This window comes from Comamonas serinivorans (assembly GCF_002158865.1).
GTDB lineage: Bacteria > Pseudomonadota > Gammaproteobacteria > Burkholderiales > Burkholderiaceae_C > Comamonas_E > Comamonas_E serinivorans.
In genome coordinates, this window is the sequence record NZ_CP021455.1 from 4,391,837 (window position 1) to 4,405,807 (window position 13,971).

Annotated in this window: 9 protein-coding genes; 6 read left to right on the top strand and 3 right to left on the bottom strand. The window is 68.9% G+C overall.

The window, feature by feature from the left end:
- Positions 1 to 57: 57 nt before the first annotated feature.
- The gene (locus CCO03_RS18810) at positions 58 to 2,034 is read right to left on the bottom strand and encodes an IPTL-CTERM sorting domain-containing protein (RefSeq protein WP_087283583.1); all 1,977 of its coding nucleotides are present in this window, start codon (positions 2,032 to 2,034) and stop codon (positions 58 to 60) included.
- 241 nt (positions 2,035 to 2,275) lie between these two features.
- On the opposite strand from CCO03_RS18810, the gene CCO03_RS18815 reads away from it, so the two are divergent.
- Positions 2,276 to 3,304: a phosphotriesterase family protein gene (locus tag CCO03_RS18815; RefSeq protein ID WP_087283585.1), complete on the top strand. Its 1,029-nt coding sequence runs from the start codon at positions 2,276 to 2,278 to the stop codon at positions 3,302 to 3,304.
- A 491-nt stretch (positions 3,305 to 3,795) separates the two neighbouring features.
- Here the strand turns inward: CCO03_RS18815 and CCO03_RS18820 are convergent, their stop codons facing one another.
- On the bottom strand, positions 3,796 to 4,284 hold the full coding sequence (locus CCO03_RS18820) for a MarR family winged helix-turn-helix transcriptional regulator (RefSeq protein ID WP_087283587.1): 489 nt from the start codon (positions 4,282 to 4,284) through the stop codon (positions 3,796 to 3,798).
- A 182-nt stretch (positions 4,285 to 4,466) separates the two neighbouring features.
- Between CCO03_RS18820 and badH the strand changes: the two genes are divergently transcribed.
- The 5 genes from badH (at position 4,467) to CCO03_RS18845 (ending at position 10,429) form a co-directional block, all read left to right on the top strand.
- Positions 4,467 to 5,234, top strand: coding sequence for a 2-hydroxycyclohexanecarboxyl-CoA dehydrogenase (gene badH, locus CCO03_RS18825; protein ID WP_087283589.1), 768 nt, complete (start codon positions 4,467 to 4,469; stop codon positions 5,232 to 5,234).
- An 89-nt stretch (positions 5,235 to 5,323) separates the two neighbouring features.
- On the top strand, positions 5,324 to 6,115 hold the full coding sequence (gene badI / locus CCO03_RS18830) for a 2-ketocyclohexanecarboxyl-CoA hydrolase (protein ID WP_087283591.1): 792 nt from the start codon (positions 5,324 to 5,326) through the stop codon (positions 6,113 to 6,115).
- 21 nt (positions 6,116 to 6,136) lie between these two features.
- Complete coding sequence (aliB, locus tag CCO03_RS18835; RefSeq protein ID WP_087284937.1) at positions 6,137 to 7,300, top strand: cyclohexanecarboxyl-CoA dehydrogenase; 1,164 nt, start codon at positions 6,137 to 6,139, stop codon at positions 7,298 to 7,300.
- A gap of 182 nt (positions 7,301 to 7,482) precedes the next feature.
- Positions 7,483 to 9,147, top strand: coding sequence for a cyclohexanecarboxylate-CoA ligase (aliA, locus tag CCO03_RS18840; protein WP_087283593.1), 1,665 nt, complete (start codon positions 7,483 to 7,485; stop codon positions 9,145 to 9,147).
- A 196-nt stretch (positions 9,148 to 9,343) separates the two neighbouring features.
- On the top strand, positions 9,344 to 10,429 hold the full coding sequence (locus CCO03_RS18845; RefSeq protein WP_087284940.1) for a Bug family tripartite tricarboxylate transporter substrate binding protein: 1,086 nt from the start codon (positions 9,344 to 9,346) through the stop codon (positions 10,427 to 10,429).
- A gap of 322 nt (positions 10,430 to 10,751) precedes the next feature.
- Here the strand turns inward: CCO03_RS18845 and CCO03_RS18850 are convergent, their stop codons facing one another.
- The gene (locus CCO03_RS18850; RefSeq protein ID WP_087283595.1) at positions 10,752 to 13,817 is read right to left on the bottom strand and encodes an ExeM/NucH family extracellular endonuclease; all 3,066 of its coding nucleotides are present in this window, start codon (positions 13,815 to 13,817) and stop codon (positions 10,752 to 10,754) included.
- Between the last annotated feature and the right edge of the window lie 154 nt (positions 13,818 to 13,971).

Here is a 13,971-nt window from a genome sequence, read left to right on the forward strand (position 1 = left end):
TGCAACTTGCGCTGCACCCCCGTGTCAGGCCAACAAAGGGCTTACGCCCTCACCGGATCATTGCACGCGGCGACGGCGCAAGCCCATCACGCCCAACAGGCTGGCCAGCAGGCCCAGACCCAGGGTGCCCAGCGTGGGCACCGGCTTGGCCGTGTTCGTCCCAGGCACAGGCACCGCCGTGATCGTGACCGATTGCGTCACCTGCGGGGCCGGATCGAAGGACACGCTCCCGACATTGCCACCTGCCTGGTTGGCGGCGATGGTGCACACCCCACCGGCCACCGGCGTCACCGTGGTGCCCGAGACGGTGCAAACGCTGGGCGTCAGGCTGGTGTAGGTCACAGCCAGGCCCGAGCTGGCGGTCGCCACGGGAGCGATCTCGAAGTCACCATCTTCCAGGTTGCGCGGGGTGGTTTGCGCCGGGAAGGTGATGGTCTGATCAGGCGGTGCATCGATCTGAATGCTCTGCTGCACCGGGGTTGCAGGATTCACGTTGTAGGTCGTGCCGCCAATGACCTGCGTACCAGCAGGCGCATTCGCTTCGATGGTGCAAGTGCCGCTGACGGCGGGCGTGGGCAGCGTCACGGCACCGGTGCTCGGATTCACCGAGCAGATCGTCGGCGTCAGGCTGGTGTAGGTCACCGCGATGCCCGCCGTACTGGTGGTGGGCGGCGCCGGCGTCCACGCCACGTTGGGACCGTTCAGCGCCGAGTACACGCCCGGCTCGGGCTGGCTGAAGTTGATGAGCTGCGTCGTCGGGTCCAGCTCGGCCAGGCGGGCAATGCCGCGTCGCGCCTGGCCAGCCACGCTCGTGAACTTGCCGCCCAGGTACACCGTGCCATCGGTGTTAGGCAGCACCGCCCACACCCAGGCGTTGGTGCCGCTGGACGTGTCGAAATCCGTGTCCACGGTGCCATCGGCATTGAAACGTGCAATGCCCTGGCGCGTGATATCGGTACCGATCGCCGCACCCGATGTGACGTCTCGCTCACCGACCTGGGTAAAGCTGCCCCCCACGACGATCTTTTGCTCGCCACCCACATCCTGCAGCGCCACAGCCGCACCCCAGTCGTTGATGAAGGACTTGAACGTGCTGTCTGGCGTGCCGTCGGTGTTCAGGCGCACCACACCGCGGTGCCATTCACCGGCGAACTGGAGCGGGCCGCCGTTGACCACGATCTTGTTGTCTGACTGGATGGCAATCTGGTACACAGGGAACAAGCCGCTGTGCGAGCCGTTGGGTTGTGCCGTGTTGTTGGCATTCGGCACGAAGGTGGTGTCGACCGAGCCATCGCTGTTCAGCCGGGCCACACCACGGATGGTGGTGCCGTTCACCGCCGTGAACGAACCCGCGATCACAATCTTGCCATCGGCCTGAAGCTTCACATCCTCAACGCCAGCGTTGGCGCCGGTGCCCACATTGAATGAGGTGTCCAGCGTGCCATCCGCATTCAGACGCGCGATGCCGCTGCGGGCGGTCCCGTCAATCGCCGTGAAGTAACCCACGATGACGATCTTGCCGTCAGGCTGCACAGCAATGCCCCGCACATTGTTGTTGGCCTTGACCTGGCCAACCGGTGCATTCTGAAAACTGCTGTCCAGGGTGCCGTTGGCATTCAGGCGCGCAATACCCCAAAAGGTGGTGAAGGCAGCGCTGCCCGTGGGACGTACAGCTGTGAAAGCCCCACCAATCAAGATCTTGCCATCGGCCTGTACGGCAATCGCCTTCACGAAGTGATTGGTTGCAACCTGCAGTGTGTTGTCCAGCGAGTCATCGGTATTGAAGCGCGCCAAGCCTTGATAGCCTGCCTGCCCTTCCACCACTGTGAACGCACCACCGATCAATACCCGACCGCTGCCATCTTTAACCATGACCATGGTCTCGAGGTCGGTGCCGCCATTGTCGGCAAAATCGTCCGGCGCATAGATCGCCGCATTCGCCATGCCCAACCCACAGGCCAGCAGCACGGCGGGCAGGGCTTTCAACACGGCCCGCGGGCCGATTCGCTTTGCAAACAGGGACGCCTTTTCCATACACCTCACTCCAATTCGACAAAAGAGTTACTAAAGCTCGGAAATTATGGCGAAAAATAATGCAAACAGGTTCGTTTTACCCTGACGGATCGACAACCGGTCTGGCCAATTGATCGCTTCGCGCCATGGCCATGGCCCCTCGTCCTCCTCGCGACATGGGGTGGGCACGGCTTCGCCAACCATGTGACGTGATCACAACAGTGCCGGCACCGCGGCGTGCCGGCGCACCAGGAGACCCGGCATGAAACCCATCCAAACCGTCACCGGCGCCATCGGTGTCGACGAGCTCGGCATGACACTGATGCACGAACACATCTTCGTCGCCTTTCCCGGCGCCGAGTTCGACCCGCGCTACACCTTCGACCGCGCGCAGTTCATCGAGCGCGCCGTGCGGCGCCTGCAGGCCCTGCGCGAATTCGGGGTGAAGACGCTGGTGGACCCCTGCCCCATCGAGCTGGGCCGCGACGTGCGCTTGCTGCGCGAGGTGTCGGAGAAATCGGACGTGCAGATCATCTGCGCCACGGGCTTTTATTACGAAGCCGCCGGCATCCCGAGCTACTGGCGCCACATGCCCGTGGAAGAGATCGCCGAGCTGTACATCCGCGAGATCGAGCACGGCATCGACGGCACCGACATCCGCGCCGGCATCATCAAGTGCGCCACCGGCGCGCCTACCATCACGCCGCTGGAACAGCGCGTGCTGACGGCCGCCACCCTCGCCCAGCGCGCCACGGGCGTGCCCATCCTCACCCACACCGAGGACGGCCATTGCGGGCCCGAGCAGCAGGACATCTTCGAAGGCGGCGGCGTGGCCCTGCAGCACTGCCTGATCGGCCACAGCTGCGGCAACCACGACCCGGCCTACCACCGCGGCCTGGCCGCACGCGGCTCGTACGTGGGCTTCGACCGCATCGGCCTGGTGCGGCGCGGCTCGGACGACCTGCGCGCCGACAACGTGGTGAAGCTGACCGAAGCCGGCCATGGCGACCGCGTGATGCTGAGCCAGGACGCCTACTGCGGCTGGCGCGGCAAGTTCATCTTCGAGGCGGACCCCGAGCGCACGGCCCAGATCGACGCCCTGCGCGAGACCGATGCCTGGCCCCGGCCCCACACCGGCCTGTTCACCGACTTTGTGCCCCGGCTCAAGGCCCGCGGCCTGGACGATGCACAGATCCAGCGCTTCCTGGTCGACAACCCCCGCGCCTACTTCCAGGCCGCCCACGCCGCCCATGCGCAGGCGCGGCAGGCGGCCGAAGCCAAACCGGCCTGAGGCCAGGGCGCAGGGCCGCACTGCCCGTCGCCCGCCGCCCGCCGCCCGCCGCCCGCCGCCCGCCGCCCGCCGCCCGCCAAGCTCGCATTGGACATCATGGGGTATGTCGGCATGGCCGATTTTTGATCAACGACAACGGCAGCATACCCCCATGAAATCGTTGTTCACTGACTGAGCCTGAGCAACCAGCGCATCGCTGAAGCGCTTCACAGCCCCGGCGCCGGGCTTGCGCAAGGCCGCTGCGGAGCCCGTTGTTCACACGGCCAGATCGCGCCGCACCGGCTCCCGCACTCAGACTGCCGGCTGGCCCAGCCATTGCGGCCCCGGGATACCGTCATCGCGCCCGAAGCCCATCGGCCCGCCCCTCGCCCCCCACGATCCCGAGCCAGGAAGGCCGTGCCTCGGCGCCCATGGCCTCGGGCTCCGGGCGGCGCAGCCATTCGCGCGCGTGACCGCCGCGGCCCTGCGTCGCCGGCCCGTCGCATCGGCCTTCAGGCCCCGGCGTCGCTGGCGTCGGCCGGGTCGGATGCGCCGTGCGCGGCGTCGATCGCCTGCATGTTGTCCAGCAGCTTGAGCAGGTAGTGCAGCGTGTGCGCCAGGTCGTTCACCGAGAAGCCCTGCAGCGCCTCGTCGTAGTACTGCGCGATCTTGGGCGAGGCCTCGTGCAGCCACACGCGCCGGCCTGAGGCCGTCATCGTCACCAGCTTGGCGCGCTTGTCGGCCGGGTCGGGCGTCTGCGCGATGTGGCCATCGCGCGCCATGCGGCTGAGCAAGCCGGTCAGGTTTTGCCGCGTGACCATGAGGTAGCGCGCCAACTCGCCCACCGCCATGCCCTGGGCCGCCGCCGGCCGCGAGAGCGCGCCCAACACCGCCCATTGCTGGGTGGTCAAGCCTTCCTTCTCCACCGCCCGCGAGCCTGTTTTATGCAACATGTTTGCACATTGGTAGAGACGAAAGAACAAGCGATTGGCGAGTTCCATGCGCGACGATTCAGGGGAAATACTGAGGTTTTCAGCCATGAACTGATCAAGAAAAAGGTTGCACCGCATCCCTGAAATATGGCAACATATTTCCATAAATGCAATCACCGGCCCGGTTCTGGGCCACAGACAGCCCCAAGCCTAGGGCATTCCGAGGCCGGGGCACCCACTGGAGCAGCAAGATGAAGCGATTCGATGGCAAGACGGCCGTGGTCACCGGCGGCGGCGGCGGCATTGGCGGTGCAACCTGCAGGCGGCTGGCGGCCGAAGGCGCCCGCGTTGCGGTGTTCGACCTCAACGGCACGGCCGCCCACCAGGTGGCCGAAGACATCCGGGCCGCCGGCGGCCAGGCCGCGGCATTCACCTGCGACATCGCCCACCTGGCCCAGGTGCAGCAGGCCGTGGCCGACGCCGAGCAGCAGCTCGGTCCCATCGCCGTGCTGGTGAACAACGCCGGCTGGGACGTGTTCAAGCCCTTCACCCAGACCTCGCCCGCCGACTGGGACAAGCTCATCGCCATCAACCTGACGGGCGCGCTCAACATGCACTTTGCCGTGCTGCCTGGCATGGCTCAGCGCAAGGCGGGCCGCATCGTCAACGTGGCGTCGGATGCCGCGCGCGTCGGCTCGTCGGGTGAGGCCGTGTACGCCGCGTGCAAGGGCGGGCTGGTGGCCTTCAGCAAAACGCTGGCGCGCGAACACGCCCGACACGGCATCACGGTGAACGTGGTCTGCCCCGGCCCGACCGACACCGCGCTGCTGGCCGGCGTGGCCCAGGGCGCCGCCCACCCCGACAAGCTCATCGAGGCCTTCACGCGCGCCATCCCGCTGGGGCGCCTCGGCCAGGCGGACGACCTGGCCTCGGCCATCGCCTTCCTGGGCAGCGACGACGCCAGCTTTGTCACCGGCCAGGTGCTCAGCGTCTCGGGCGGCCTGACCATGAACGGTTGAGCCTCGGCCATCCCAAACACAGTATCTGCACTTTCTCGTTCATTTCACATCGGCAACCGCCTCATACCCACTTCAATCCGGAGACCATCATGAACAGCAGCACCTTTGAAGACATCCTCTACGAGATCCGCAACGGCGTGGCCTGGATCACGATCAACCGGCCCGAGAAGATGAACGCCTTCCGCGGCACCACCTGCGACGAGCTGATCCGCGCGCTGAACAAGGCCGGCTACGACCGCGAGGTGGGCTGCATCGTGCTGGCCGGCGCCGGCGACAAGGCTTTCTGCACGGGCGGCGACCAGTCGGCCCACGACGGCAACTACGACGGCCGCGGCACCATCGGCTTGCCCATGGAGGAGTTGCACACCGCCATCCGCGACGTGCCCAAGCCCGTGATCGCACGCGTGCAGGGCTACGCCATCGGCGGCGGCAACGTGCTGGCCACCATCTGCGACCTGACCATCGTCTCGGAGAAAGCCATCATGGGCCAGGTCGGGCCCAAGATGGGCTCGGTCGATCCGGGCTACGGCACGGCCTTCCTGGCCCGCGTGGTGGGCGAGAAGAAGGCGCGCGAGATCTGGTACCTGAACAAGCGCTATTCGGGCGCCGAGGCCGTGGCCATGGGCCTGGCCAACGTCTGCGTGCCGCACGAACAGCTGGACGCCACCGTGCAGGAATGGGCCGAGACCATCTGCCAGCGCAGCCCCACGGCCATCGCCATCGCCAAGCGCAGCTTCAACATGGACACGGCGCACCAGGCCGGCATCGCCGGCATGGGCATGTACGCGCTCAAGCTGTACTACGACACCGACGAGTCGCGCGAGGGCGTGAACGCGCTCAAGGACAAGCGCCAGCCCGATTTCCGCAAGTACGCCAAGTGAACCCGCCAGAAGGTGAACGCCATGTCCCTCACCCACAACCCCTACATCGACGATGACCTGGCCGCGCTGGCCGAGCACGCCGCGCGCTTTGCCGCGCGGCGCATCGCCCCCGGCTTTCTCGAGCGCGACGACACCCGCGTGCTGGACCGTGCGCTGATGCGCGAAATGGGCGAGATGGGCTTCATCGCGCCCGAGCTGCCCGAGGCCGCCGGCGGCCAGGGCATGGGCTGCCTGGCCGCTGGCGTGATCCACGAAGCCATCGCGCGCGCCGACCTCTCCCTCAGCTACATCAACCTGCTGGCGTCGCTGAACGGCCAGATCCTGTCGCAGCATGGCGAGCGCAGCGTGGTGCAGCCCTGGCTGGACCAGCTGATCGCGGGCGAAGCCCTGTGCGCCATCGCGCTGACCGAGCCACGCGGCGGCTCGGACGCGGCCAACCTGCGCCTGAAGATCGAGCGCGACGGCGAGCACTACGTGCTGAACGGCGAGAAGACCTCGATCTCGGCCGCCGACCAGTGCGACATCGCCGTGGTGTTCGGCCGCACCGGCACCATCGCGTCGGGCGCGCATGGCGTCACGGCGCTGCTGGTGCCCATGGACCTGCCGGGCATCACGCGCAGCCGCTTCGACTGCCATGGCCAGCGCGCCATCGGGCGCGGCTCGCTGTTCTTCGAGAACGTGCGCGTGCCCGTCAACCACCGGCTGGGCGAGGAGAACAAAGGCTTTGTGCAGGTCATGCAAGGCTTCGACTTCTCGCGCGCCCTGATCGGCCTGCAGGTGCTGGCCGTGGCCCGCGTGGCCCTGGAGGAAACCTGGGCCCACGTCGCGCAGCGCGAGGCCTTCGGCAAACCGCTGTCGGCCTTCCAGGGTGTGTCGCACCCGCTGGCCGACTTCGACACCCAGGTCGAGGCCGCGCGGCTGATGTGCCTGCAGGCGCTGTGGCTCAAGGACCGCGGCCTGCCCCACAGCGCCGAGGCCGCCATGTGCAAGTGGTGGGCGCCCAAGCTGGCCTACGACTGCATCCACCAGTGCCTGCTGATGTTTGGCCACGGCGGCTACGACCGCGGCCCGATGGAGCAGCGCCTGCGCGACGTGATGGGCTTCCAGATCGGCGACGGCACGGCGCAGATCATGAAAACCATCATCGCGCGCACCCGCGCCGGACGCGAGGCCGTGCCGGCCTGATCCGCGGCGCCCGCCGGCGTCTGCCCCTCACCGCGGCGGACGCGCGGCGCACCCGCGCCCGTTCCACACCCCCACCGCCGCCATCACCGGCCGCAGGCCGCCACCCGATCCCAACCCTGTCCCCGCGTCCCCAGGGGACGGCGGACGCGCGCGAGCGAGATGCCCACAACCAGGAGACCCGCATGAACTTCGATGCCGTATTGATCCCTTCTCGACGTGAACGAAACGTGAGCGCCGGATACTGGCGCGATCAAACGATCAACGATGCGCTGGATGCGTGCCTGCGCGAGCGCCCGGATCAGCTGGCGCTGACGGCCCACCGCGTGGCAAGCGGCGAGGTCACGCGCTTCACCTACGCCGAGCTGGCCCGCATGGCCGACCGCATGGCCGTGGGCCTGCACCAGCTGGGCGTGCGCGCGCACGACGTGGTGTCGTGCCAGCTGCCCAATGGCTGGCCCTTCACGCTGCTGTACCTGGCCTGCGCGCGCATCGGGGCGGTACTCAACCCCTTGATGCCCATCTTCCGCGAGCGCGAGCTCACCTTCATGCTCAACCATGCCGAAAGCCGCGTCATGGTCGTGCCCCAGACCTTTCGCGGCTTCGGCCACGCGGCCATGCTGCAGGGCCTGCGCCCCGAGCTGCCGCACCTGCAGCACCTGCTGGTGATCGGTGGCACCGAGTCGGGTGGCACGTGCTTCGAGGCCGCGCTGACCGAGCCCGCCTGGGAGCGCGACCCCGAGGCCGCCCGCATCCTCAGCGCCACGCGCCCCACGGCGGACGACGTGACGCAGCTGATGTACACCAGCGGCACCACGGGCGAGCCCAAGGGCGTGATGCACACGGCCAACACCGTGAGCGCCAACATCCACGCCTATGCCGAGCGCCTGCACCTGGGGGCGGACGACGTGATCCTGATGGCCTCGCCCATGGCGCACCAGACGGGCTTCATGTATGGGCTGATGATGCCCATCATGCTGGGCGCCCGCGCGGTGCTGCAGGACGTGTGGGACCCGGTCCTGGCGGCGCAGGTCATCCGCGACGAGGGGGTCAGCTTCACCATGGCCTCCACCCCCTTCCTGGCCGACCTGACGCGCGTGGTCGGCGACGGCGCGAGCCAGGGCGAGGCCGGGGTGCCCACGCTGAAGACCTTCCTGTGTGCGGGTGCGCCGATTCCAGGCCCCCTGGTCGAGCAGGCACGGGCGACGCTGGGCGCCAAGATCGTCTCGGCCTGGGGCATGACCGAGAACGGCGCCGTCACGCTGATTCGCCCCGAGGACGCGGACGAGCGCGCCGTGAACACCGACGGGCTGCCCCTGCCCGGCGTCGAGATCAAGGTGGTGGATGCCGACGGCGCCACGGTGCCGCCCGGCGAGACCGGCCAGCTGTGGCTGCGCGCCTGCTCGAACTTTGGCGGCTACCTCAAGCGCCCACACCTCAATGGCACCGACGCCGACGACTGGTTCGACACCGGCGACCAGGCCCGCATCGATGCGCAGGGCTACCTGCGCATCACGGGCCGCAGCAAGGACGTGATCATCCGCGGCGGCGAGAACATCCCCGTGCTCGAGGTCGAAACCCTGCTCTACAAGCACCCGGCCGTGGCGCAGGCCGCCGTGGTGGGCTACCCCGATGCGCGCCTGGGCGAACGCGCCTGCGCCTTCGTCGTGCCCCGCCCTGGCCAGACGCTGAGCTTCGAGGACATGGTCGCCCATTTCAAGGCGCACAAGCTGACCACGCAGTACATCCCCGAGCGGCTCGAGGTACTGGCCGCCATGCCGGCCACCCCCTCGGGAAAGATCCAGAAGTTCAAGCTGCGCGATCAGCTCCAGGCAGCCCCCACCGATTGAGCCGCGGTATGCCCTGAATGCCGTTCGTCATGCGGCGGCTTTCGGCGGATACCCAAGCTCGGTCGAGCCGCACCCCGTTGAACAGACCGGCGCCCGGCTGGTCTGGCACAGCCCATTTGCCCACGGCGGTTCTGCGTGGCATTCCCCCGCGCCTGACGCGCGCCCAACCGCCACCCCGGTGGCACCGGAGACAACCATGACCCCCTGCCCTGTGACCCCTGCGGCGGCGCCGCCGCGCACGCCCGCTGGCGCACGCCGCACCACCCTGGGCGCGTGGCCTCGAACGCGCCGCTGCGCATCGCTCGTGCTCGCCAGCCTGCTGGGCTGCGGCCTGGCGTTGGCCCAGGCCACGCCACCGGCCCAGCCGGCTGCCCCCTCCAGCGAGGCGCGCTGGCCCGCCAAGCCCATCCGCATCGTGGTGGGCTTTGCGCCCGGCGGCACCACCGACGTGATGGCGCGCCTGGTGGGCAAGGCCTTGTCCGACCAGCTGGGCCAGCCCGTGGTGATCGACAACAAACCCGGCGCGAGCGGCAACATCGCCGTGGCCGAGGTCGCACGCGCCGCCCCCGACGGCCACAGTTTCCTGGTGGCGCCCACCACGGTGGAGACGGCCAACCCGTCGCTGTTCAAGGCCCAGGTGAACCCGGCGCGCGACCTGGTGCCGGTGGCCGGCATGGGCAAGACCCAGATGTACCTGGTCACCAAGCCCGGCCTGCCGGCCCGGAACGTGGGCGAGCTGGTCAAGCTCGCCCAGCAGCCCGGGCAGCAGTTGGCGTTCGCCTCGGCCGGCACGGGCACCGCGCCGCACCTGGCCTGCGAGCTGTTCAAGCAGGCCACACGCGTGAACTTCGTGCACGCGCCCTACCGGGGCGCCGCGCCGGCGCTGCAGGATGTGGTGGCTGGCCAGGCCGATTTCGTCTGCGACCCCGGCATCGCGTTCCAGCACATCCGCTCGGGCAAGGTCAGGCTGCTGGCCATCGTCAGCAGCAAGCGGTCGCCCTTCTTTCCCGAGGTGCCCACGGTGGCCGAACAGGGCTTTGCCGGCGCCGACCTGGACATCTGGTTTGGCCTCTGGGCCCCGCGCGGCACGCCACCCGAGCTGGTCCGCCGCATGGACGCTGCCGTGGCCAAGGCCCTGGCCGACGCCACGGTGAACGCCCGCTACGGCGAGCTGGGCGCGGAAACGGTGGCGCTGAGCACGCCCGCGTTCAAGGCCAAGCTGGCCGAGGAGCGCCAGCTGCTCAGCGGCTTGATCGAGCGGCAGAACATCCGGCCCGATTGAGCGGCCTGCATCGACACGGCCTGCATCGACACGGCCTGCGTCGACACGGCCTGTATCGGCACAGCCTGAAGGTGCACGGCACGCAGTGCCCGCACCCGACCGCAACGCGGAACCCGGCCATCCATTCGCTTCAGGCGTGCGGCGGAGCGGCCATGGCCGGAGCGCCACCGCAGGACACGGAACGGGCCCTGGCTGCAGGACGCCACAGGCTGCACCCGGGGTGCACAAGCACCCATGGGCCATGTTGACCAGTACGCTCGCTTGCCGATGGTTTACTCATCGGTAGCGAGCCGTACTGCCCATGACTTTGGTCAACCTGTGCTCAAGCCCGACGTCGGCGACGCAGGGCCGCCGCGCCACCGAGCAGGCCCGCGAGCGCCAGCTGCGCCCAGGCCGCCAGGCTGGGCACGGGCGCCACGGTGCCGCCGGGCACGGCCAGCGGCACGGCGATGCCACCGGGATCCACCACGCGACCGTTGCGCGTCAGGTCGCCGTCGCCCAGGCCGCCATCGGTGATGGTGACGCGCGCGGTGCGGCCCTCCACCTGCGTGGGCAGCGCAAACCAGTGCGGCTCGGCGTTGTCCGCCGTGGGACCCCACTTCCAGTACTGCGCGCCGGCCGGCAGGGTGTCGGGGTAGCTCAGCGTGAGGGTGACGGTGCCACCCTCGTCGCAGTCCGAGGCGCTGAATGCGAGCATGCCGTACGGCAAGGTGAAGCCGGCCGGCCGGCTGCCGGGGCCGCTGACGCTGCTGGGGCTGGCGTCGAGGCGGCAGGTCGCGCCGCCGCCGGCCAGGTTGCCCTGCACCGCGCCGCCGCCGGTGTCCAGCTCGAAGTCTTCGCCGGCCTCGGGGTCGGGCGGGGTGCGCCAGCTCAGGCCCAGGATGACGGGGTTGTGGTCGCTGGAGCGGTAGGCCGCCTCGCTGTAGTAGCCCGCGATCTGCGCGGCGGACTTGTAGTTGGTGTTGTAGTCCAGCACCGTGGGCTCGTCGGCGTTGATGCGCCACTTGATCACCCGGCCGACGCGATCGGCCAGCGACTCGCTGACGAACACATGGTCCAGCGACCCGTGCAGGCCCTGGAACAGGTAGGACGTGCCCTGGCTCACCTTGCGGAAGCCGCTGGCTTCCAGGTCCTTGACCGGGTCTTCCTGGGCGTAGGCGTTGAAGTCGCCCACCAGCACCGTCTGCGTGTTGGCGGCGCCGGTGGGGTTGGTGGCCAGCCAGGTCGCGAGCTGGGCCGCGGCGCGGCGGCGCGCCTGGTTGTTGGCGCCCTGGCCATCGCCCACATCGGGGTCGTTCACCGAGCCCTTGGACTTGAAGTGGTTGACCACCACCGTGAACTGGCGTGCCGCCTCGTCGTTGCCCACGGGGGCAAAGGTCTGCGCCACGGGCACGCGGCTGCCATAGGTGGCGTTGAAGGCGTCGTAGCGCGCCACGTCGGCCGCGGCAGCCTGGCCATGCGGCCTCACCCGGCGGGTGTTGTAGACCAGCGCCACAGAGATGGCGTCGGTGCCGGCGCCGGCCACGGTGTGGCCGCTGCCGATCTGGAACGGGCCCTTCACGTAGTCGTAGGTGCCGGCGCCTGCCTTGGCATTCATGGCGTCGACCAGCATCTTCAGCGCGCTGTCGGCGCCAAAGCCGTTGTTCTGGATTTCGTTCAGGCCATAGACGTCGGCGTCCATGCCGACCAGCGTGCTGACGATCTTGGCCAACTGGCGGTCGCGCTCGACCTCGTCCTCGGCACCTCGCCCCGACATGCTGTTGCCCAGCGGCGTGGTGAAGCTGGCCGAGCCCAGCGTGGTGAACAGGTTCAGCACGTTGGCGCCCACCACCTTGACGTCGGGTGAGCCCAGCTCGGCCGCCAGCGATTCGGGCGTGGGCCTGGCCTCACCCTGGAACACCACGGCCTCGGTGGGCTGCACGCGGTAGCTGGTCTGGTTGGCGGCTTCGGTGCCGGCCACCAGCTGGTCCAGCACCCCCACGATGCGCGGCGTGGTGTCGCCCGTGCGCAAGGTGTTGCCGGCCGACAGCGGCTGGCCGTGGCGGCCAGGCAGCTCGCCCGGGTTCTGCGCACTCACGCCATCGTCCAGGACGATCTGCGCACGCAGCACCTGCGCCAGGTAGGCCTCGTAAGCCGCCGCGTCGGGGGCATGGGCCTCGGTGAACTGCAGCTGCTTCTCGGTGGCCAGCGTCAGCGTGCCGTAGCGGCCCAGGTAGTAGTTGTCGGTGACCACGAGGTCCTGTCCACCGGCCGCCTTCACCTCGACCAGCATGCCTTCGTGCCGCTCCCACACGCCGACATCCTCAACCGGCAGCGTGAGGGTCACGGGCCGCGGCATGGCCGGCGTGCGCACATCGATCTCGAACTCGGCCGCGTTCAGCGTCATCTCGGTCAGGTTCCGGTACTCGCTGATCGCGCCCTGCGCACGCACCAGTTGCCCCACGGCCAGACCGGCCGGCAAGGTCCCGGCGTAGACGAACAGGCCTTCCGACGTGGCGTCGTCGCCGTCGGTCTGGCCGTCCTCGGTCTGCACGAAGAAACCCTTGAGGCCGGGCAGCACCGCCGTCACCACGCCCTCGATGCGCACGGTCTGCCCCGCCATCGAGCACGCGTCGCAGCGGCCCTGGATGCGCGAAATGGGCGTGATCGCCAGCTCGGGATCGGGCGTGGTGCCCCCTCCGCCCTCGCCCAGCGTGAACGCCGTGGGCGGGCTGGCATTGGCCGCCCAGTTGCTGGCCGTGGCGATGGCGGCCCGCAGCGCGGCCGGGCTGCCCGTGGTCGGGCCCGTGTAGGCCATGCTCGAGCCACCGGGTTTGGCAGCCACCGCCGTCTGGCCGGTGATCAGGTCCGCCGGCAGGCTGCTGGTGGTGGATGACGTGGCATCGGCGTTCCAGCTGGCCTGGTTCTGCACGCCGTAAACGAAGCTCGGCGAGGCATCGGCGCCCTGGTAGGCCAGCAGGCTGTCGTCGTTGGCCAGGTTGAAGCTGCTGCGCTTGACGGCCGTGCCCGTGCTGGCCGTGGGCGAGGTGTCGGCCTGGCTGATGCGCACCACCTGGCCCGCGCTCACGGCCACCGTGGCCGTCCAATCCACATACCCCTCGTTGGGGCGGAACGTGGCCCCGGCCGTCCAGCCGTTGTCGCTGAAATGGATGACGGTGCCGGCCTTGAGGTCACGCAGCACAACGAAGGCAAAGTCATCGCTGGGGGTGGCGTTGAACGACACCAGCGCCACGTCGCCGGCCGCCAGCGTGGTGGCCGCCTGGACCGCGGGTCCCCACAGCAGCAGGGCCGCAGCCACCGCCGACAGGCCACCGCGCACGGCGGGCAAGGCCCCACGGGGCCGACTCAGATCACCAGGCGCGCGCAGCGCCGACACACACACGGTCATGGAACAACTCACCCATCAGGTCAAACCCTGATTTGTGACAGCCCGCCATGAAAACCCTGTGTCGGTCTGGCGGCAGTTCCATGACAGACCCCAGATGGCGCCAGCGCGCTGCGGGGTATCGGGTCCCCGCCAGGACCGCCGAATCGCCTGCGTG